This window comes from Mucilaginibacter sp. 21P (assembly GCF_019331605.1).
GTDB lineage: Bacteria > Bacteroidota > Bacteroidia > Sphingobacteriales > Sphingobacteriaceae > Mucilaginibacter > Mucilaginibacter achroorhodeus.
In genome coordinates, this window is the sequence record NZ_CP063061.1 from 494,096 (window position 1) to 513,814 (window position 19,719).

General features: G+C 43.6%; 22 protein-coding genes. 2 read left to right on the forward strand and 20 right to left on the reverse strand.

Annotated elements, in window-relative coordinates:
* Window positions 1-44 precede the first annotated feature (44 nt).
* Window positions 45-1,124: a glycine cleavage system aminomethyltransferase GcvT gene (gene gcvT / locus INP83_RS02030; protein ID WP_219126113.1), complete on the forward strand. Its 1,080-nt coding sequence runs from the start codon at window positions 45-47 to the stop codon at window positions 1,122-1,124.
* A gap of 96 nt (window positions 1,125-1,220) precedes the next feature.
* Window positions 1,221-1,940 carry a 2-phosphosulfolactate phosphatase gene (locus INP83_RS02035; RefSeq protein ID WP_219126114.1) on the forward strand — a complete coding sequence of 240 codons (720 nt, stop codon included), beginning with the start codon at window positions 1,221-1,223 and terminating at the stop codon, window positions 1,938-1,940.
* Between the two features lie 5 nt (window positions 1,941-1,945).
* On the opposite strand, the gene INP83_RS02040 is transcribed toward INP83_RS02035, so the two are convergent.
* The 20 genes from INP83_RS02040 to INP83_RS02135 all read right to left on the reverse strand — a co-directional run bounded on the left by INP83_RS02040 (window position 1,946) and on the right by INP83_RS02135 (window position 19,661).
* Window positions 1,946-2,440: an acetyl-CoA carboxylase biotin carboxyl carrier protein subunit gene (locus INP83_RS02040; RefSeq protein ID WP_219126115.1), complete on the reverse strand. Its 495-nt coding sequence runs from the start codon at window positions 2,438-2,440 to the stop codon at window positions 1,946-1,948.
* A 33-nt stretch (window positions 2,441-2,473) separates the two neighbouring features.
* Window positions 2,474-3,136, reverse strand: a complete 663-nt coding sequence (locus INP83_RS02045) for a DUF4159 domain-containing protein (protein WP_219126116.1) — start codon at window positions 3,134-3,136, stop codon at window positions 2,474-2,476.
* Window position 3,137: 1 nt separating this feature from the next.
* Entirely contained in the window at window positions 3,138-3,845 is a 708-nt protein-coding gene (locus tag INP83_RS02050; protein WP_219126117.1) for a 16S rRNA (uracil(1498)-N(3))-methyltransferase, read from the reverse strand.
* A 98-nt stretch (window positions 3,846-3,943) separates the two neighbouring features.
* A complete protein-coding gene (locus INP83_RS02055) occupies window positions 3,944-5,287 on the reverse strand; it encodes a hemolysin family protein (RefSeq protein WP_146272988.1) in 1,344 nt (447 codons plus the stop codon).
* 7 nt (window positions 5,288-5,294) lie between these two features.
* Window positions 5,295-5,840, reverse strand: coding sequence for an inorganic diphosphatase (locus INP83_RS02060; protein ID WP_146272989.1), 546 nt, complete (start codon window positions 5,838-5,840; stop codon window positions 5,295-5,297).
* Between the two features lie 20 nt (window positions 5,841-5,860).
* On the reverse strand, window positions 5,861-6,499 hold the full coding sequence (locus INP83_RS02065) for a DedA family protein (RefSeq protein ID WP_219126118.1): 639 nt from the start codon (window positions 6,497-6,499) through the stop codon (window positions 5,861-5,863).
* 51 nt (window positions 6,500-6,550) lie between these two features.
* Window positions 6,551-7,939 (reverse strand): NADH-quinone oxidoreductase subunit N, encoded by a 1,389-nt coding sequence (locus INP83_RS02070; RefSeq protein WP_219126119.1) that lies wholly within the window; start codon window positions 7,937-7,939, stop codon window positions 6,551-6,553.
* A 9-nt stretch (window positions 7,940-7,948) separates the two neighbouring features.
* A complete protein-coding gene (locus INP83_RS02075) occupies window positions 7,949-9,415 on the reverse strand; it encodes a NuoM family protein (RefSeq protein ID WP_219126120.1) in 1,467 nt (488 codons plus the stop codon).
* A 23-nt stretch (window positions 9,416-9,438) separates the two neighbouring features.
* Complete coding sequence (gene nuoL / locus INP83_RS02080; protein WP_219126121.1) at window positions 9,439-11,343, reverse strand: NADH-quinone oxidoreductase subunit L; 1,905 nt, start codon at window positions 11,341-11,343, stop codon at window positions 9,439-9,441.
* Window positions 11,344-11,438: 95 nt separating this feature from the next.
* A complete protein-coding gene (gene nuoK, locus INP83_RS02085; protein ID WP_146272994.1) occupies window positions 11,439-11,768 on the reverse strand; it encodes an NADH-quinone oxidoreductase subunit NuoK in 330 nt (109 codons plus the stop codon).
* A complete protein-coding gene (locus INP83_RS02090) occupies window positions 11,768-12,274 on the reverse strand; it encodes an NADH-quinone oxidoreductase subunit J (RefSeq protein ID WP_146272995.1) in 507 nt (168 codons plus the stop codon). The genes nuoK and INP83_RS02090 overlap by 1 nt, the downstream gene beginning before the upstream one ends.
* A 59-nt stretch (window positions 12,275-12,333) precedes the next feature.
* Window positions 12,334-12,831 carry an NADH-quinone oxidoreductase subunit I gene (locus INP83_RS02095; protein ID WP_146272996.1) on the reverse strand — a complete coding sequence of 166 codons (498 nt, stop codon included), beginning with the start codon at window positions 12,829-12,831 and terminating at the stop codon, window positions 12,334-12,336.
* 12 nt (window positions 12,832-12,843) lie between these two features.
* Window positions 12,844-13,884, reverse strand: a complete 1,041-nt coding sequence (nuoH, locus tag INP83_RS02100) for an NADH-quinone oxidoreductase subunit NuoH (RefSeq protein WP_219126122.1) — start codon at window positions 13,882-13,884, stop codon at window positions 12,844-12,846.
* Window positions 13,884-14,882 (reverse strand): 2Fe-2S iron-sulfur cluster-binding protein, encoded by a 999-nt coding sequence (locus INP83_RS02105; protein WP_146272998.1) that lies wholly within the window; start codon window positions 14,880-14,882, stop codon window positions 13,884-13,886. The genes nuoH and INP83_RS02105 overlap by 1 nt, the downstream gene beginning before the upstream one ends.
* Before the next feature lie 148 nt (window positions 14,883-15,030).
* Window positions 15,031-16,395, reverse strand: coding sequence for an NADH-quinone oxidoreductase subunit NuoF (gene nuoF / locus INP83_RS02110; RefSeq protein ID WP_219126123.1), 1,365 nt, complete (start codon window positions 16,393-16,395; stop codon window positions 15,031-15,033).
* Between the two features lies 1 nt (window position 16,396).
* Window positions 16,397-16,921 (reverse strand): NAD(P)H-dependent oxidoreductase subunit E, encoded by a 525-nt coding sequence (gene nuoE, locus INP83_RS02115; protein ID WP_219126124.1) that lies wholly within the window; start codon window positions 16,919-16,921, stop codon window positions 16,397-16,399.
* A complete protein-coding gene (locus INP83_RS02120; protein ID WP_219126125.1) occupies window positions 16,914-18,125 on the reverse strand; it encodes an NADH-quinone oxidoreductase subunit D in 1,212 nt (403 codons plus the stop codon). Before INP83_RS02120 ends, nuoE begins: the two co-directional genes overlap by 8 nt.
* A gap of 3 nt (window positions 18,126-18,128) precedes the next feature.
* Window positions 18,129-18,632 (reverse strand): NADH-quinone oxidoreductase subunit C, encoded by a 504-nt coding sequence (locus INP83_RS02125; protein WP_219126126.1) that lies wholly within the window; start codon window positions 18,630-18,632, stop codon window positions 18,129-18,131.
* Between the two features lie 2 nt (window positions 18,633-18,634).
* Entirely contained in the window at window positions 18,635-19,177 is a 543-nt protein-coding gene (locus INP83_RS02130; protein ID WP_219126127.1) for an NADH-quinone oxidoreductase subunit B, read from the reverse strand.
* Window positions 19,178-19,289: 112 nt separating this feature from the next.
* Complete coding sequence (locus INP83_RS02135) at window positions 19,290-19,661, reverse strand: NADH-quinone oxidoreductase subunit A (RefSeq protein WP_219126128.1); 372 nt, start codon at window positions 19,659-19,661, stop codon at window positions 19,290-19,292.
* Window positions 19,662-19,719: the final 58 nt, after the last annotated feature.

Genomic DNA, 19,719 nt, shown 5'->3' on the forward strand with positions numbered 1-19,719 from the left:
GCTGCTGCTATTTTTCCTATTTTTGGCGCAGTTAATTTTTGTTAATGAAAAATACAGCGCTAACACCCGTACACACACAATTGGGTGCCAAAATGGTACCGTTTGCAGGTTATAATATGCCCGTGCAATATGCAGGCGTAAATGTTGAACATGATACCGTACGCAAAGGCGTAGGCGTTTTTGATGTGAGCCACATGGGCGAATTTATCCTGAAGGGTGAGAACGCGCTTGACCTGATACAACGCGTAACCAGTAACGATGCCGCCAAACTTTATGATGGCAAAGTGCAATACTCTTGCCTGCCTAACGAAGACGGCGGCATTGTTGATGACCTGTTAGTTTATCGCATTGATGAGAAAACATACATGCTGGTAGTTAACGCATCAAATATTGAGAAGGACTGGAACTGGATATCTAAATACAACACCAAGGGCGTTGATATGAAGAATATATCAGACCGCACTTCGCTGCTTGCGGTGCAGGGCCCAAAAGCAGCAGATGCCCTACAAAGCCTCACCGATATCGACCTCGGTTCGATGGAGTACTATACGTTTACCAAAGGCAAGTTTGCCGGTATTGATAATATTGTAGTTTCTGCAACAGGTTATACCGGCGCAGGTGGCTTTGAGTTGTATTTTGACAACGAACATGCCGACCATATCTGGAAAGAAGTTTTTAAGGCCGGTGAACCTTTTGGGATTAAACCGATAGGGCTGGCCGCGCGCGACACCCTGCGTTTAGAAATGGGTTTCTGCCTTTACGGTAATGATATTGATGATACTACTTCTCCGTTGGAAGCAGGCTTGGGTTGGGTAACCAAATTCAATAAAGAATTTACTAATTCAGAAAAATTACAACAGCAGAAACAAGCAGGCGTGAGCCGTAAACTGGTAGGCTTTGAAATGATAGACCGTGGTATTCCCCGCCATGACTACGCTATTGTTGATGCTGATGGCAATAATATTGGCAAAGTAACATCTGGCACTCAATCGCCATCACTACAGAAAGCTATTGGCCTGGGTTATGTAGATGCTGCATTTGCCAAAGAAGGCACCGAGATATTCATCAGCATTCGTGATAATAAAGTGAAAGCCAAGGTGGTAAAACCGCCGTTTTATAAATAGGCGGGTAGCGCCGTCATTATATCATTGGGTCATTGAGTCATTATTTTGACTGGGTGACCCAATGCTTTTTCAATGACCTAATGACTCAAAGACCCAATGAGTAAATCCCTCGACGTTTGCCTTACTCCCGCGCTTATTCCTTTATATAATGTGCCGGATTACATAGTTGTAGTGATAGATATTTTCCGTGCTACCTCATCTATTTCTTATGGGATAGAGAACGGTGCCGAAGCCATCATCCCGGTTGCGGAGGTTGAAGAATGTGCCGCCTACCGCGAAAAAGGAGTTGATTACCTTTTAGCTGCAGAACGGAACGGCGAGGTGGTTGATGGTTTTGATTTTGGCAACTCACCTTTTTCTTACACTAAGGATAAAGTTGCCGGTAAAACCATTGTACTAACTACTACAAACGGCACGCATGCCCTGCATTTATCGCGCAGCGCAAAAAAAGTTGTTATAGGATCATTCTTTAACCTAACAGCACTTTGCAATTGGCTTAAAACTCAGCAGCAGAACATATTACTGGTATGCTCCGGATGGAAAAATAATTTTAACCTGGAAGATTCGCTTTTTGCAGGTGCAGTGGTTGAACAATTAAAATCAGAAGGATTTAAACTTGATGACCCGGCTATTGCTGCAAATGACCTTTACCAATTAGGCAAAAATGATATAGGCCAATACCTCAGCAAAACTTCACACGGCGAGCGCCTAAAAAAACTGGGCATTGAAAAAGATATTGAATTTTGCCTGCAGATCGATCTAACTACTGCCATACCTGTATTGGAAGGCGAGCGACTGGTAAAGCTGGTGAAGTAAGCAGATCAAAACAGCATCAGTACCTGTCCTTTTTCAACTTTATCACCAGGCTGCATTTTTATCGTTTGAATAGTAACATCTGCCGGAGATTTGATGATGTTCTCCATCTTCATTGCCTCAAGGATAAACAAGCTTTCGCCTTTTTTTACTTCGGCACCTTCTTCAACCAATACTTTTAAAACCAGGCCGGGCATCGGGGCTTTTATGTCGCTTACTTTGGCAGCCATCAGGTTGCTCAGGCCCATTTGGTCGAGCAGTTGGTCAAACTCGTCTTTGGCACTAACAGTGTACAGGTTGTTGTTAACCTTTATTTCTGCAGTTTTGGTTTGAGGGTCGAAACTCACCATCTCGGCGTTATAAGAGCCTCTGTTTTTAATGATATGGTAAAGATTATCGTTAAGCTGCCTTACATCGGCTGCAATATCATGTCCGTTCAACTGCAGTTGGTCGGCGTTACGTTGCAATTCAAAATCGTGCTGATTAACCTTTATTTTATACATTCCGATGCTCTTTGATAACGAATATAGGAAATACTATTTTGTAAAGATGTACTGAACAAGGTTCGCGCCCATTTTAAGTGCCTTTAGGCGGCTCTCCTGCGTATCACCGGCATAGGTACCATAATCTTCCCAGCCATTGCCCAGGTCACACTCATAGGTATAGAAACAAACCAACCGCCCCTTGTAGATCAATCCAAAGCCCTGCGCCCGTTTACCATCATGCTCATGTATTTTGGGCAACCCTGCCGGGAAATCATACTTTTGGTGATAAATAGCATAGTTTACTGGCAGCTCAATGAAATCCAGCTCCGGGAAAACCTTTTTCATCTGTGGGCGGATGAACTGATCCAAGCCGTAATTATCGTCAATATGCAGAAAGCCCCCGCCGGTAAGGTATTTGCGTAGGTTACGCGCTTCCTGATCGCTGAAGATCACATTACCGTGGCCGGTCATGAAAACAAAGGGATAATTGAAAAGCTGTTCGCTGCCAACTTCAACTACATCCTCTTCGGGCTCAAAACTTGTCTTTAAATTTTGGTTACAGAATTTAATGAGGTTGATTAGTGCAGTGCGATCGCCGTACCAATCGCCGCCACCGTTGTATTTAAGCCGCGCCATTTTGTAAGATGGCGGTGCAAAGCTGCTTATGCCTATTAGCACAAATAAAATCGCCGTTACATACGCAAGCTTACTCATATCAGCGGTTTAAAAAATTCACTTCAAAACAGGCCTCCAAAGCCGCCGTTTCTGTACGCAGGCGGCTCTCGCCCAGCGTAAGCGCACGGAAGCCGTTTTTAGTCGCCATTTCTACCTCCGCAGGTGTAAAATCACCTTCCGGGCCTATCATGATCATATAACGCCCATGCTTTTTGAAAGATTGTGCCAGGTCGGCTTTCTCGCCATGGGCACAATGGGCGATATATTTGTCACCTTCAAACCCTTGCTGAACAAACTGGTTGAAAGCAACCGGCGCATTTAATTTGGGATGATATGCTTTTATAGATTGTTTGATAGCCGATGTTATGATTTTATCCAAGCGTTCTATCTTGGCTTCCTTACGTTCTGATCGTTGGCATATCACGAGCGATATCTCGTCTATTCCAATTTCGGTAGCCTTTTCCAGGAACCACTCTATCCTATCCAGATTTTTGGTTGGGGCAATGGCTATATGCAAAAAATGATTGCGTTTTTGGTATTCCTGTGTAATGGAATTTATTTGCAGAATAGTGCGCTTAGGATGTGCATCATTAATTTCAGCTTTGTATAAGCCGCCCTTACCGTCAATAAGGGTAACTTCATCGCCAATATTCAAGCGCAGTACACGTACGGCATGTTTGCTTTCTTCCTCGCTCAAAAAGTATTGAGACAGTTTGGGGTCGATATCGGGCGTATAAAAAAGCTGCATTTGTAAAGTATCAAGTAGCTGGTATCAAGTATCAAGATCATCTATCCAGTAGTAGAACATAGCTTAATACTAACTACTTGATACCTGATATTAAGCGGCTAATGTAAATCTACCGCGTCTTCTTCGTTGATGAGTAACTCCAGTTTTACCGATTCGATGTTCTGGTCAGACTTTTTAAGTACGGTGATGTTGTACCCGTTACTTTCTTTTTGTTCGCCCACATCAGGTATTTTACCGAAGATGTGGCCTAACCAACCAGATACGGTATCAAAGTCACCATCTTCCGGCAGGTCGTGTGGCAGGTGTTCATTAACATCGTAAATGGGTGCAAGAGCATTCACCACAAACTCACGTTCGTTCAGTTTCTCAACTATTGGTTTTTCCTCGTCGTACTCATCCTGTATCTCGCCAACCAGTTCCTCTACAATATCCTCCAAAGTAACCATACCAGCGGTACCACCAAACTCATCAGAAACAATGGCTATCTGAATGCGTTTTTGCTGCAATTCTGCCATCAGATCATTGATCTTTTTAGTCTCAGGCACAAAATAAGGTTTGCGGATAATATCTTTTAAAACTACTTCCTGACCACGGGCGAGCAAAGGAAGGATGTCTTTTGCATGTACAATACCGATGATCTTATCTATCACCTCATCATATACTGGCATACGGGAGTAACCTTCTTCTATCAGGGTATCTAACAGCTCTTCTTTGGTGGCATCTATTTCAATACCCTGTATTTTGGTACGTGGCACCATGATGTTTTTCACCACACGCTCGTTAAAATCGAAAACGTTCTGTATCAGCTCGTGCTCGTTAGAATCGATAGCGCCCGTTTCTTTACCTTGTTCAAGCAGGTACTGCAACTCCTCTGATGAGTGGTGGGTTTCGCCGCCTTCTATGCTGGTAATGCCAATTGCTTTCAAGATAAAATTGGCAAAGCCATTTAATACCCAGATGAACGGTTTGAATACGATAAAGAAAAATCTTAGCGGCCAAGATACCGCCAGTACCGTACGTACCGATTTTTGTATAGCAAGTGATTTTGGAGCTAATTCACCAAAAACAATATGTAATACCGTAATAACAACAAACGACAAAATGTGAGCTGTAGTAATAAGGCCGGGGGCAATGGTAATGCCTACTGCCAAAAATCCTCTAACAACTACGTTGGTAACCACTTCTTCGCCCACAACACCAAGTGCCAGCGAAGCAATGGTGATACCCAGCTGTGTTGCAGCCAGGTAACCATCTAAATTGTGTAAAATACCGCGTGCTATTTTAGCAACCCCGCTGCCTGATTTGGCTTTAATCTCGATCTGAGAGCCTCTTACCCTTACCATGGCAAACTCTGCGGCTACAAAGAAACCGTTGAGCAAAACCAGGAAAATGGTTGCAAATATGTAAAAAGCGCTTATTTCGTATTGATGCCCGGGGTCCATTTATAGTTTATTGGTGATTGGGAAAGGTGGTTTTATAAAGCTCAAGGCTTTCTTCGATCACCTTGTGTGCGTAACGTACGCCTAACAGATGTTCAATGGTAACGTTTTTACCTTCAAGTATTTTGTAATCACTAAAGAAACGTACTATCTCTTTCATAAAATGCGGAGGTAGTTCGTTAAGGTCATTGATGTAGTTTACAGACATGTCGTTCTTGGCAACAGCGATGATCTTGTCATCTTGTTCGCCGTTATCAACCATGTGCATTACGCCTACAACCTTTGCCTCGATGATAGACATCGGGTAAACATCAGTAGAACAAAGTACCAGGATATCCAGAGGGTCTTTATCATCACAATAGGTTTGCGGTATAAAGCCGTAGTTGGCAGGGTACATAACTGAAGAAAATAAAACGCGGTCGAGCTTTAATAAGCCCGATTCTTTATCGATCTCGTATTTTCCTTTTGATCCTTTAGGGATCTCGATGATAGCATTTACTATAGCGGGTGTGTTATCGCCCGGTGAAACCTGGTGCCAGGGATGCTGTGTGCTCATTTATTCTAATATAATTTATTTTAACTTTCCTGTTGATCGTTTAAGCGCCTTCTCACATAAGCAACAATCAGCGGAATTGTTGTAATAATTATTAATCCGAGTACTACGTACTGCAAATAATCCTTTAATTGCGGAAAACGCCTTCCTAAAAAATAGCCTGCCAGGGTTAACGTTGTTACCCAGGCAATGCCGCCTACAAAGTTGTAAAGGCTAAACTTCTTTAAATCAACCTTTACAATGCCTGCAAATATAGGGGCAAATGTCCTAACTATCGGGAAAAATCTCCCTAAAATAAGCGATGTGCCACCGTACTTGGCGTAAAACTCCTCGGCAACGGTAACATAGCGTTTCTTAAAAAACCATGAATCTTTTCGTTTAAACAGCATTGGGCCCGTTCGGTAACCAAACCAGTAACCGGTAAAGTTGCCCAGCACGGCTGCTAAAATTAAAGAGGGGACAAGTATGTAAATAGGCACATGTATGATACCTGCTGCCGTTAAAATGCCTGCTAAAAATAACAGATAATCGCCGGGCAAAAAGAAACCGAAGAATAACCCGGTTTCTGCATAAACTACCAGCAACAATAGCGCAAAGCCACCATTACTCAGTATTGATTTTGCATCCGTCAGATTTTGCAGGTATTCCCAAAAATTTTCCATCAACGATATCCGTAAAACTACAAATATAAAATCAATTTGTAGTGAGCGCCTCTATTTAATAAGGCCGGATATAACTGTAGGATAAACGCCTACCACAATAGTTGCCAATGCCGAAAAACCTAATACAAATTTGTAGTAAGCCGGTACTTCTACCTGCTCGCGGTCGGCATTGCGGAAATACATGGCTACAATAACGCGGAAGTAGTAGAAAATGCTGATGATAGCATTAACAACTGCTACAATAACCAGCCATAAGCGATATTGTGACAACGCACCCGAGAACATGTAAAACTTACCGATAAAGCCTGCAGTTAGCGGTATACCTGCCAATGATAACATGGCAACGGTAAGCACCAGTGCAAGGAATGGATTTTTATTTGCCAGCCCGTTAAAGCCCTCAAAGCCATCGGTCCCGGTTTGCTGACGAACAAGTATTAATCCGCCAAACGCAATAATAGATGCTATTGAGTATGCCGTTGCGTACATAAATATCGCGTTTGCCGACGCAGCACCAATTGCTACAATAGCAAACATCAGATAACCTGCATGTGATATACTTGAAAAGGCCATCATCCTTTTAAAGCTTTGTTGGTAAAGCGCGGTAATGTTTCCCACAAACAGCGTAATGATGGTGATAACCAATAGCACCGGTGTCCAGAACTGTGCAATAGGCAGGAAACATGCTGAGAACAAACGCAGGAATGCTGCAAAACCTGCCACTTTAACCACGGTTGACATAAACAGGGTTATCAATGAAGGCGCACCTTCGTAAACGTCTGGTGTCCAGAAATGAAACGGCGCGGCACCAACTTTAAAACAAAGGCCTACGATAATAAGCATAACACCGGTGTAGAACAAGGGATCTATCTTACGGGGACTGTTCAACAACCAGTCACGAATGCCATCAATATCAAATGTACCGGTAGCGCCATAGATGAGGGCTATACCAAACAACAGGAAACCTGTTGAGAAAGCGCCCATCAGAAAGTACTTTAGAGCGGCCTCATTTGAAGCAAAATCATTTTTGCGGATACCTGCCAGTATATATAAACTTACCGACATGATCTCGATACCGATAAACATCATGGTAAGGTTATGGAACGAAACCATTACGATAATACCTGCGAGTGAGAACAATATGATAGCGTAGTACTCCGCAATGTGATTGCTTATCTTTTCAAAATATCCCTTTGATAACAGCAGGATGAGAATTGTTGATATAATGCTGATAACCGAGAAAGCCACAGAGAAGTTGTTGTACAACAACATGCCATTGTAAATTGGCTGTGCCTCGTCAAGAATTGTCCACTGCAGTACAGATGTTACTAATGCAGCTAACAAGCCAAGTACAGCAACAGGCAATAATGCTTTTTGTGCCTTATATAAACCCAGGTACAAAAGTACGATGGGTAAAATAGATATGATAATTATGGAAGTCATGTATCTATATTAAAACTTGGTGGCTGTAAATTTAGCCGAAACAGTTTGAATCAAATTGGTAACAGATGCTTCTGATAAATGCAGCAACGGCTGCGGATAAACACCGATGATGATGATAAGTGCGCAAATGATACCTAACACCAATCGTTCGGAGCCTTTAATATCTGTAAAGGTTGCTGTAAGTTCGTTCAGTTCCCCTTGCATTACATTTTTATACATCCTTAGCATATAAACCGCGCCGAAAATGATGGTTAAACCTGCCACTGCCGCAAACACGATGGTGTAATTATAGACACCCTTCAAAAGCAGGAATTCTCCAACGAAACCGTTTGTAAGTGGTAATGCAACGGTTCCTAAAACGATGATCAAAAATGCAATTGAAAATTTAGGTGCCACCTTGGCAATACCACCCATGAGGCTGATATCGCGTGTACCTAAACGGCGACTAATGATATCCCAGATAAAGAACATACCAACCACATTGATACCGTGACTGATCATCTGTATCATGGCTCCCTGTACACCTTGTACACTCCAGGCAAATATACCCGCAGCTATGAGGCCTACGTGCGCTATTGATGAATACGCAACCAAGCGCTTGCCGTCTTTCTGTCTGAAGGCGATCACTGATCCGTAAACTATACCAATTACTGAAAGTATTAATGCGTAATAACCCCAATAAGCAAATGCATTAGGCGCGTTAGGTATTAACCAGCGGATAACACCATAGATACCCATTTTAAGCATGATACCTGATAACATCATGGTGCCCGCTGTTGGTGCTTCGGTGTAAGTATCCGGTTGCCAGGTATGGAACGGGAATACCGGCATTTTTATAGCAAAGGCTATAAAGAAACCCCAAAAGATCCAGTTCTGTTGTTTAAGGCTCAGGCTTAATTCGTAAAACGAATGTATATCGTAAAGTTTACTTGGCGTTTGCAGGTACAGGTAGATGATAGCTACCAGCATAAACAATGATCCGGCAAAGGTGTAAATGAAGAACTTGATATTTACACGAATGCGGTTCTCACCTCCCCACAATGCACAAATGAAATAAATTGGTATCAGGGCTGCTTCCCAACCCACGTAGAATAAGAAACCATCCAATGCAGTGAACACAGTTAATAAACCGGCCTGCATAAACAATATCAGCGCATATAATGCCTTGCCGTTCTTGTATTGGTGTTCGTAGGTGCTCAGGATAATAAGTGGTACCAAAACAGTAGTCAATAACACCATTACCATGCTAATACCATCAATACCGGCACTAAAGTATATGCCAAATTGCGGAATCCATGGCAGATCAACTAAATACTGTACTGATGCATTTGGTACAAATCCCGTAACAAATGATATGGCAATGCCAAGCTCAACAAGGGCAAAGAACAATGCAGCGTGTTTGGCCACCTCATTCTTAAAAAATAGCGTTAAAACTGCTGCTACTACCGGTAAAAAAAGTAAAATGCTAACCGTCATTTTATATCGTAAACGCTAAGCGCTTAAATTTTAACTAAACTGTAAATCAAAATGCCGATGATACCAACTACCATCATAAAAATATAGAAACCAACGTTACCGGTTTGCAGTAACCTAAGGCCTTTACTTGTATCCATTGTGCCCTGGCCCAAGCCGTTAACAAAGCCATCGATACCCATTTTCTCAACCACACGGTATAAGAAGGTTGATAGCGCATCAAGTGGTTTACGGATGATCTTATCATACAATTCATCTATGTAGAACTTGTTATATGACAGGTTGACCAATGCCGGGCGTTCTTCTTCGTCTGAAACCGGAACACTTGAACCCGATACATACTTGCTGTAAGCATAACCCATTGCTGCCAAAGCGATCAATACCGATGTGCCCATCAATATCCACTCTGTGCTGTGGCTTAGCTCATGCTCGCCTAATAACTTGGTAGATCCCTCAAATACCGGGGCAAGGAATGCACCTAATTCATGATGGCCACCCAGTACCGCGGGCACGCCGATAGCTCCGGCGATAGCCGAAAGTACAGCCAATATGATCAATGGGATGGTCATGTTAGCTGGCGACTCGTGCAAGTGGTATTCCTGCTCATGCGTACCGCGGAATTTACCCCAGAAGGTTAAATACATCATCCTGAACATATAGAATGAAGTTAAACCCGCAGTAATCACCCCTACAACATAGAATATGGTACTGTGAGCAAATGCCGCAGCTAAAATTTCGTCTTTAGAGAAGAAGCCGGAAAACGGCGGGATACCTGCGATGGCAATTGTGCCAACCAGCATGGTGATAAAAGTAGTCTTGATCTTCCCTTTTAAGCCGCCCATTTTGCGCATATCCTGCTCACCGCTCATGGCGTGGATAACAGAACCTGCACCAAGGAATAATAAGGCCTTAAAGAAAGCATGCGTTAGTACGTGGAAGAAAGCACCAGTGTAAGCGCCAACACCTAAACCAAGGAACATATAACCCAACTGAGATACGGTTGAGTAAGCCAGTACCTTTTTGATATCTGTTTGTGTTAGTGCTATTAAAGCTGCGAATGCCGCTGTAGCCAAACCTACAATGGAAATTACTTCCATGGTAGTTGGGGCTAAAGTAAACAAGATGTTTGAACGAGCGATCATGTAGATACCTGCTGTAACCATGGTTGCAGCGTGTATCAAAGCAGATACCGGTGTTGGGCCGGCCATCGCATCGGGCAGCCATGTAAACAATGGTAACTGTGCCGATTTACCAACTGCACCAACAAATAACAACATAGTTATTAGTACAATAGGAGCACCGTGAGATACTGCGCCTACAGCTTTAGGGAAGATATCGGCATAAGCAACACTGCCAAATTGATCCATTAATAAGAATATACCTAAAAGGAAACCTAAGTCGCCTATACGGTTCATGATAAAAGCTTTCTTGGCGGCATCGGCATAACTTGGGTTGGTATACCAGAAACCGATAAGCAGGTATGAACATAAACCAACGCCTTCCCAACCAATAAACATTACCACGTAGTTACTGCCCATTACCAGCAGCAGCATAAAGAACACGAACAGATTCAAATAAGCAAAAAACTTACCGAAACCGGCATCGTCATGCATATATCCTACCGAGTACAGGTGAATTAAGAAACCGACACCGGTGATGATCAGCAGCATAATGGAACTTAACTGATCTACCAGGAAAGCCATCTGAATATGGAAATCGCCAACGCTTATCCAATCAAATAGATTAACGTTTACAGGTACCCCTGTCGATTTAACCTGGAAAAATGTAGCAACGCTTATACCAAATGACGCCAAAACAAGCAAACTGCCGATCGCGCCAATAATACCTTTGGATAAGGTATTTCGCCCGAGGCCGTTAATAATAAAACCGGCTAAGGGTAGTACAGGAATAAGCCAGATAAGTTTGTCCATTTTATACTTTAGTTCTTACTTGTCATGCTGAACGTAGTGAAGCATCTGATCGGAGATAGATTCTTCGCGCTCGCTCAGAATGACACTTTATTAGTTTACCACTTCAACCTGTTCAATACGTTGATGTCTATTGAATTGGTGTTACGGTATATCATTACTATAATAGCCAGGCCTACTGCAACTTCTGCTGCGGCAAGTGCCATAATAAAAAATACAAAAACCTGCCCTGCTGCATCGCCACGGTAAACCGAAAATGCTGTAAGCAACAGGTTAACCGAGTTAAGCATCAGCTCAACCGACATAAATATCACGATGGCATTACGACGCAGTAGTACGCCCATAACACCTATCGAAAAAATGATAGCGCTTAAAAATATGTAGTGATTAAGCGGAACCGCTTGAATGGTACTGGTTAAACTTTCCATCAGATGGTTGCTTTTGTTTCTTTTTCTTTAGTTGCCAGCAATACTGCGCCTACCATTGCAGATAACAGCAGTACCGACGATATTTCAAAAGGCAATAAAAATTCGTTGAATAATACCTTACCAAGGTTTTTAACCAAGCCGAGATTGGGGTTCTTTAAAACCACAGGGTCTGATACGCCTAATGACTTTAACGATGATATCAGCGCCACCGCCAATATACCGCCGCCAAACACAGCAGATATCTTCACCATGAAAGGCTTAACCGGTTCAGCTTCTTTGTTGAGGTTAATGAGCATTAGCGTGTACAGGAACAATACCAATATAGCACCCATGTAAACAATAAAGTTTACTACTGCTAAAAACTGCGCATTAAGCAAAATGTAGTGAACAGTAAAGGTAAAAAAGGTAATTACAAGGTACAGGATACTATGCACCGGGTTTTTTGCAGAAATAACCAGTATTGAGAAGAATATGGATAAAAACGCAATGAAGTAAAATGTACTCATGGTTGATATTTACAAATACCCGCGCCCGTTTAAAGCTGGGCAAAGGTATAAAACTTTGGTTATTGATTTAAAGGTGCCTCTACTAATTTGTCTTTACCGTATATAAAATCCTTACGCAGGTAATCAGATGGAACGATATCGCCGTCCAGATAGATCGCCTCTTTAGGGCAAGCTTCTTCGCATAATCCACAGAAAATGCAACGCAGCATATTTATCTCGTAAACTGCAGCATATTTTTCTTCACGATATAGGTTCTCTTCACCTTTCTGGCGCTCAGCAGCTTGCATAGTAATTGCTTCTGCCGGGCAAGATAATGCGCATAGCCCGCAAGCTGTGCAACGTTCGCGGCCCTGCTCATCACGTTTAAGTGAGTGCATGCCGCGGAAGTTTTCAGAGAACTCGCGTTTTTCTTCGGGATACTTAATGGTCACCGGCTTTTTAAAAAAGTGGCTCATAGTGATAGAAAGTCCCTTAGCTATAGCAGGTAGGTAAGCACGCTCCCAAAAATTGAGCGGCTTTACTTCTAATTGCTTCTTTTTATTACTTAATGATTCCATTAAAGTCTTTCTCTATTTAAAAATAGTCATAAATATACCGGTTAACACAATGTTGGCAATTGCCAGCGGGATAAGTGTTTTCCAGCCAAGGTCCATCAACTGGTCATAACGGAAACGCGGGATGGTCCAGCGTACCCACATAAAGAAGAAGATGAATAGGAATATTTTAGCAAACAACGCCACTACACCTAATATGGCAACCAGGTTTGGTGAGTGTATCATATCCATGAAAGGGAAGTTGTAGCCGCCAAAGTAAAGGGTAGCCATAACTGCCGATGATATGAACATGTTAATATATTCTGCAAACAGGTAAAAACCCAGTTTCATTGATGAGTACTCTGTGTGATAGCCACCCACCAGTTCGGTCTCACACTCCGGTAAGTCAAACGGTGAACGGTTAGTTTCCGCAAAGGCACAAACAATGAATAACAGGAAGCCCAGAGGCTGTTTAAATACGTTCCAGCTAAAATAGCCATCAGCCCAGAAACCGTGCTGTTGTTTAGCAATTTCGCCAAGGCTTAAAGTGCCTGTTACCATCAGCAAAGCAATGATAGATAGCCCCATTGAAATTTCGTAGCTAATGTTTTGAGATGCAGCGCGAATGGCACCTAACAAGGAGTATTTATTGTTTGATGCCCAACCACCTATCATGATACCGTATACGCCTAATGATACAACACCAAAGATGTACAGGATGCCCACGTTAATATCGGTAACCTGCAACGGGATAACACGGCCGCCAATTTCCAGGTTTTGTCCCCATGGAATAACTGCCGAACCGATACAAGCCGTTAATATAGCCAGCGACGGGCCTACAATGAACAGGAAGCCTGTTGCATTGGTTGGGATGATCTCTTCCTTCAAAAACATTTTACCACCATCGGCAAGGGGTTGTAAAATACCCCATGGACCTGCGCGGTTTGGGCCTACCCTGTCCTGGAAAAATGCCGCGATCTTACGCTCAGCATAGGTAGAATACATGGCTACTACCAAGCTTATCGCGAATATTACAACGATGAGTGCAATCTTAATTAGCAGGTCTATCAGTTCCATTACAGGCGTGTCTCCCTTTCAAATTGTTCTTTATTAGCTTCCTGCAACAGCGGGTTGGTTTTAACAACCGGAAGCGGTTTAAGCGTTTCGTAGTGGTTAGAGCTGATAACCGATTTGTTTGAAACCTTGCGTGGGCCTTCAATAACCCAATCGGCAGTTTTCTTTTTGTCAAAGCGGCAGGTGTTGCAGATAAATTCTTCTACTTCACCGTACTCATCTTTACGGCCGGTTACCCGGATAACATCCTCACCTTTGTACCAAAGGGTTACCTTGCCGCAGCAGCCTTCTGTTTCGCAATCGCGGTGCGCTTCAACCGGTTTGGTGAACCAAACGCGATTTTTAAAGCGGAAGGTTTTATCAGTTAATGCACCTACCGGGCAAACGTCAATTACGTTGCCGCTAAAGTCGTTATCAACGGCTTTTTGTATGTAAGTTGAAATCTCTGAATGGTCACCACGGTTCAAGATACCATGTATCCGGTGATCTGTTATCTGATCGGCAGTGAAAACACAACGGTAGCACAAGATACAACGAGTCATATGCAATTGTATCTTATCGCCAATGTCTATCTTCTCAAATGTACGGCGGTCAAACTCGTAACGGGTTTTGGCAGCACCATGCTCGTAACCTAAATCTTGCAGGTGGCATTCGCCGGCCTGGTCGCACACAGGGCAGTCAAGCGGGTGGTTGATCAAAAGCATCTCCACTACGCCTTTACGCGCCTCAATTACTTCGGGAGAGGTGATGTTTTGCACCACCATGCCATCCATAACGGTAGTACGGCAGCTTGCAACCAGTTTAGGCATAGGGCGAGGGTCTTTCTCAGAACCCTGACTAACCTTTACCAAACAAGTACGGCATTTACCGCCACTACCCTGTAGTTTAGAGTAATAGCACATAGCAGGCGGAACGATGTCACCACCTATCATCCTTGCGGCATTAAGGATGGTGGTCCCGGCTTCTACTTCTATTGATATGTTATCAATTGTAACCTTCATTGACTTGCGTCCTCTATTTTCTTTTCGTCTTTCGACGATTTAATTCTTTTGTCGTTGCGATCCGCCAATTGGCGGAGGCAATTTTAGCATATCCGATTGTCCTATGAGATTGCTTCGTTTCTCGCAATGACATAGTTTATCAGGATTATTATGCTTCAGCAGCTTCCAGCTTCGGAAGCGGATCTGCATAGTTGGCTAAACCATAATTGCTTGTTAAAGCAATCGATGGGTTAGTTACATGCCACTCAAACTCATCCCTGAAATGACGGATGGCACTGGCTACCGGCCAAGCCGCCGCATCACCCAGCGGACAAATCGTATTACCTTCTATTTTCTTGCTTACATCAACCAGCAGGTCCATGTCGCTCATTTTACCGTGACCGTACTCAAGGCGGTGAAGCACTTTCTCCATCCATCCTGTACCTTCACGGCATGGCGAACACTGTCCACAGCTTTCGTGGTGATAGAAACGGGCAAAGTTCCACGTGTTGCGAACAATACACTGGTCTTCGTCATAAGCGATGAAACCTCCCGAACCCAACATGGTACCGGTTGCAAAGCCACCATCAGCTAATGATTCATAGCTCATTAAACGGTTCTCATTGTTGATGGTCTTCAGGATCAGATTAGCAGGCAGGATGGGTACTGATGAACCACCTGCAACTACTGCCTTCAAGCGCTTGCCATTGGCTATACCCTGGCAATAATCATCGCCATAAATAAAATCCTCAACGCTAACACCTAATTCTATTTCATAAACACCCGGGCGCTTAAGGTTACCACCTGCTGATATCAGCTTAGTACCTGTACTGCGGCCGATGCCTATTTTAGCATATTCTTCGCCACCTTCGTTAATGATCGGCACTACTGCAGCTATCGATTCAACATTGTTTACCACAGTAGGGCAACCATACAAACCCGCAATAGCCGGGAATGGTGGTTTAATACGCGGGTTACCACGTTTACCTTCCAATGATTCTAACAAGGCAGTCTCTTCACCACAGATATAGGCACCACCGCCAGGCTGTACATACAGCTCAAGATCGTAACCTGTACCTAATATATTTCTACCCAAAAAGCCTGCATTCTTCGCTTCAGCGATAGCCTTTTCCAGGATACGGATCTGCGGCATCATCTCACCACGCAGGTAGATGTATGACGTTTTTGCACCCAAAGCGTAGCTGGCTACTATCATACCCTCAATAAGTAAGTGAGGGATGTGGGTCATTAAATAACGATCTTTAAAAGTACCGGGTTCAGATTCGTCACCATTACAAACCAGGTAACGTGGTACGCCTTCAGGCTTAGCCAAAAAGCTCCACTTCATCCCGGTTGGGAAACCAGCACCACCACGGCCGCGCAAGCCCGATTTTTTAACCTCTTCCACCACATCATCGGGCGAAAGGGTTTTCAGGGCTTTCTCTACCGATGCATAGCCGCCTTTAGAGCGGTAAACATCAAAGGTGTTGATGCCGGGTACGTTTATATGTTCAAGTAAAAGTTTGCGTCCCATTTTAATTGTTCGCCTTTCCTTTTAAATCACTAATGAGCTTATCAACCGACTCATTGGTCAGGTTTTCATAGAAAGTGTATTCAGGGCCAATTTGCAGTACCGGGCCGTAACCGCAGGCAGCAAGGCATTCAACACCTCTCCAGCTAAATAATCCATCCGGGGTAACATCACCTTCTTTTACACCAAGTGTTCTCTCAATGTGTTCCATTATTGGCGTGGCGCCAACAATTTCGCAAGGGCCTGTGCGGCAAACCTCCAACATGTATTTGCCTTGCGGTTTTAAAAAATACATGGTGTAAAACGTTGCCACCTCGTAAACCTCAATTGGCTCAATTTTTAAATACTCGGCAACCTTATCCATTGCAGGTGCGCTAACCCAGCCCAATTCGGCTTGCACCAGGTGCAAGATCGGTAATAGCGCCGACTTTTGCTTTCCTTCCGGATAGCGGCTAACTACATCGGCAAATTTGCCAAGCAGTTCCGGCGTAAAAGTTACCGGTGCGTCGGTATTTTGTACACTAAGCATCTAATTCTCCTGCTATAATGTTTAAACTACTCATATTAATAATCGCATCAGACAGCAGCATGCCGCGGCTCATTGGCGCATACATCTGGTAATTGATGAAGCTCGGTCTGCGGAAATGCAAACGGTAAGGGGAGCGGCCGCCATCATTCACTAAATAAAACCCAAGCTCACCGTTTGCGCCTTCTACGGCGTGGTAAACTTCCGCCGTTGGTGTTTCCACCTCGCCCATCACTATTTTAAAGTGATAGATCAACGCTTCCATGTTGTTGTACACTTCCTCTTTCGGAGGCAGGTAAAACGCCGGCACATCAGCATGGAATATATCTGACGGTTCTTTCTCTATCTTGGTCAAAGCCTGCTCAATTAAGCGAAGGCTTTGCCACATTTCTTCGTTACGTACCAGGAAACGGTTATAAACATCGCCGTTTTCACCTACCGGTACTTCAAAATCAAACTCATCATAAGATGAATACGGCTCCATTGCGCGCACATCATAATCAATACCGGCAGCGCGCAAAAGCGGGCCGCTCCAGCTGTAGCTTAAAGCATCCTCTGCAGATACAGGCGCCACGCCTCGGGTACGATCAACAAATATCCGGTTACGATTAAATAACGCTTCAAACTCTTTTAATACAGGCGGGAATTTCTTGATGAATTTCCTGATCTTGTCAAAAGCTATCTGGTTAAAGTTACGCTCAAAACCACCTATACGGCCTATGTTAGTTGTTAAACGCGAACCGCAGATCTCCTCATAAATTTCGTAGATCTCTTCGCGATACTCCATCATGTACAGGAAGCCGGTGAAAGCACCTGTATCTACACCCAAAACGCCATTACAAATAATATGGTCGGCAATGCGTGCCAGCTCCATGATAATGATGCGCATGTAATCAACGCGCTTAGGGGTAGTGATATTTAAAAGCTTCTCAACCGTCATGTGCCAGCCCATGTTGTTGATGGGCGATGAACAGTAGTTCAAACGGTCGGTAAGTGGTGTTATCTGGTAAAATGGGCGGTGCTCTGCAATTTTTTCAAATGCACGGTGTATGTAACCAATAGTAGATACGCCGCTTACAATACGCTCGCCATCCAGTTGCAAAACATTTTGGAACACACCATGGGTTGCAGGGTGGGTTGGGCCCAGGTTTAGCGTAGAATATTCACTCTGCGGATCGGTATCGATATATACGGGATGGTTCTGCATATGTTATCTTCCGAAAAAATAATCTTTTTTATCAACGCGGTTAGGGTCTTCTAAAGGATACTCGCGGCGCATCGGGAACACGGTCATGTCATCAACATTCAGTATCCGGCGCAGATCCGGGTGGCCGTCAAAGATCACCCCAAAGAAATCGTATGTTTCACGCTCCATCCAGTTTGCACCGTCCCATATGGTTGATGCCGTAGGGATGTGCAGGTTATCTAATGATAAGAAAACCTTGAGCCTGATGCGTGTATTTGTAGTAAGGCTGTGCAGGTGATAGATAACACCTATCTGCTTCTCCTGTTCAGGATAGTGAATGGCGGTGATATCCGTAAGAAAAATAAACTTTAGCGCTGCATCAGTTTTAAGGAATGTTAGTACCTCTGTGATAATATCGGCATCAACTTCTACGGTAAGCAGCCCAAAATCAGCACCGGTTTCTTTTACTTTACCGGCGAAGTTTTCATCAAGTCTTTTTAAGAGCTCCTCGTTAGCTATCTTACCCATTATTATTGTATTCCGTATTTAGCAAGTAATTCCTGGTACTTTGGCTCGTTACGGCGGCGTAACGATTCTGTTTTAACCAGTTGTTGTATACCCATAAAGCCATCAATAATAGCTTCGGGGCGTGGAGGACAACCCGGCACGTAAACATCAACCGGTATAACCTCGTCAATACCCTGTAGTACTGAGTAAGTGTCAAATATACCACCGCTTGATGCGCATGCGCCCACCGCCATAACCCAGCGCGGCTCGGCCATTTGCAGGTACACCTGGCGAAGCACAGGACCCATCTTTTTAGAAATAGTACCCATTACCATCAATAGATCGGCCTGGCGTGGCGAAAAGCTTAACCGTTCGGCACCAAAGCGCGACAAATCGTAGTGCGAGCCCATGGTAGCCATAAACTCGATACCGCAGCAAGATGTAGCAAATGGAAGAGGCCATAAAGAATTGGCACGCGCCAAGCCTATCGCCTTATCAAGTGAAGTAGCAAAAAACCCCGATCCCTCAACTCCCGCAGGGGCTTCAACTATTTGTATATCGCTCATTATTTTCTGTAATGAAATTATTATCAGCTAACACTGATTGGCAAATTTACAACAAAGTGCTGTAAGAAGTACACAATGAACCTTTGCCAGATATATTTAGAATCAGTCTAAACTAATCCCAGTCTAATGCTTTCTTCTTGATAACGTAGATGAAACCGGCAAGGAGTGTAGCCATAAAGATGAACATCTCTATCATTCCGGTTTTGCCCATCTCGCGGAAATTTACCGCCCACGGGTACATAAAGATAACCTCAACATCAAACAGCACAAACAAGATAGCTACCAGGAAGTATTTGATGGATGCAGGGGTACGTGCATTACCCACTACCTCAATACCCGACTCAAACGGGGTCAGTTTATCCTTGGTTTGGCGCTTAGGGCCAATTCTATGGGTAACAAACATGGTTGTAACCACAAAACCAATGGCAACCAGCATCTGGAAAATGATGGGCAAATAATTAACCGGTAAACTTTGTGCTTCCATGCTGCAAATATACAAATGTGTTAACAATAAAAAAGCCCCTGCTGTTTGGCAGGGACTT

Bases quoted from the DNA above. Each gene is read 5' to 3' on its own strand.
- gcvT (WP_219126113.1), top strand. From the start codon at position 45: ATGAAAAATACAGCGCTAACACCCGTACACACACAATTGGGTGCCAAA.
- INP83_RS02035 (WP_219126114.1), top strand. From the start codon at position 1,221: ATGAGTAAATCCCTCGACGTTTGCCTTACTCCCGCGCTTATTCCTTTA.
- INP83_RS02040 (WP_219126115.1), bottom strand. From the start codon at position 2,440: ATGTATAAAATAAAGGTTAATCAGCACGATTTTGAATTGCAACGTAAC.
- INP83_RS02045 (WP_219126116.1), bottom strand. From the start codon at position 3,136: ATGAGTAAGCTTGCGTATGTAACGGCGATTTTATTTGTGCTAATAGGC.
- INP83_RS02050 (WP_219126117.1), bottom strand. From the start codon at position 3,845: ATGCAGCTTTTTTATACGCCCGATATCGACCCCAAACTGTCTCAATAC.
- INP83_RS02055 (WP_146272988.1), bottom strand. From the start codon at position 5,287: ATGGACCCCGGGCATCAATACGAAATAAGCGCTTTTTACATATTTGCA.
- INP83_RS02060 (WP_146272989.1), bottom strand. From the start codon at position 5,840: ATGAGCACACAGCATCCCTGGCACCAGGTTTCACCGGGCGATAACACA.
- INP83_RS02065 (WP_219126118.1), bottom strand. From the start codon at position 6,499: ATGGAAAATTTTTGGGAATACCTGCAAAATCTGACGGATGCAAAATCA.
- INP83_RS02070 (WP_219126119.1), bottom strand. From the start codon at position 7,939: ATGACTTCCATAATTATCATATCTATTTTACCCATCGTACTTTTGTAC.
- INP83_RS02075 (WP_219126120.1), bottom strand. From the start codon at position 9,415: ATGACGGTTAGCATTTTACTTTTTTTACCGGTAGTAGCAGCAGTTTTA.
- nuoL (WP_219126121.1), bottom strand. From the start codon at position 11,343: ATGGACAAACTTATCTGGCTTATTCCTGTACTACCCTTAGCCGGTTTT.
- nuoK (WP_146272994.1), bottom strand. From the start codon at position 11,768: ATGGAAAGTTTAACCAGTACCATTCAAGCGGTTCCGCTTAATCACTAC.
- INP83_RS02090 (WP_146272995.1), bottom strand. From the start codon at position 12,274: ATGAGTACATTTTACTTCATTGCGTTTTTATCCATATTCTTCTCAATA.
- INP83_RS02095 (WP_146272996.1), bottom strand. From the start codon at position 12,831: ATGGAATCATTAAGTAATAAAAAGAAGCAATTAGAAGTAAAGCCGCTC.
- nuoH (WP_219126122.1), bottom strand. From the start codon at position 13,884: ATGGAACTGATAGACCTGCTAATTAAGATTGCACTCATCGTTGTAATA.
- INP83_RS02105 (WP_146272998.1), bottom strand. From the start codon at position 14,882: ATGAAGGTTACAATTGATAACATATCAATAGAAGTAGAAGCCGGGACC.
- nuoF (WP_219126123.1), bottom strand. From the start codon at position 16,395: ATGGGACGCAAACTTTTACTTGAACATATAAACGTACCCGGCATCAAC.
- nuoE (WP_219126124.1), bottom strand. From the start codon at position 16,921: ATGCTTAGTGTACAAAATACCGACGCACCGGTAACTTTTACGCCGGAA.
- INP83_RS02120 (WP_219126125.1), bottom strand. From the start codon at position 18,125: ATGCAGAACCATCCCGTATATATCGATACCGATCCGCAGAGTGAATAT.
- INP83_RS02125 (WP_219126126.1), bottom strand. From the start codon at position 18,632: ATGGGTAAGATAGCTAACGAGGAGCTCTTAAAAAGACTTGATGAAAAC.
- INP83_RS02130 (WP_219126127.1), bottom strand. From the start codon at position 19,177: ATGAGCGATATACAAATAGTTGAAGCCCCTGCGGGAGTTGAGGGATCG.
- INP83_RS02135 (WP_219126128.1), bottom strand. From the start codon at position 19,661: ATGGAAGCACAAAGTTTACCGGTTAATTATTTGCCCATCATTTTCCAG.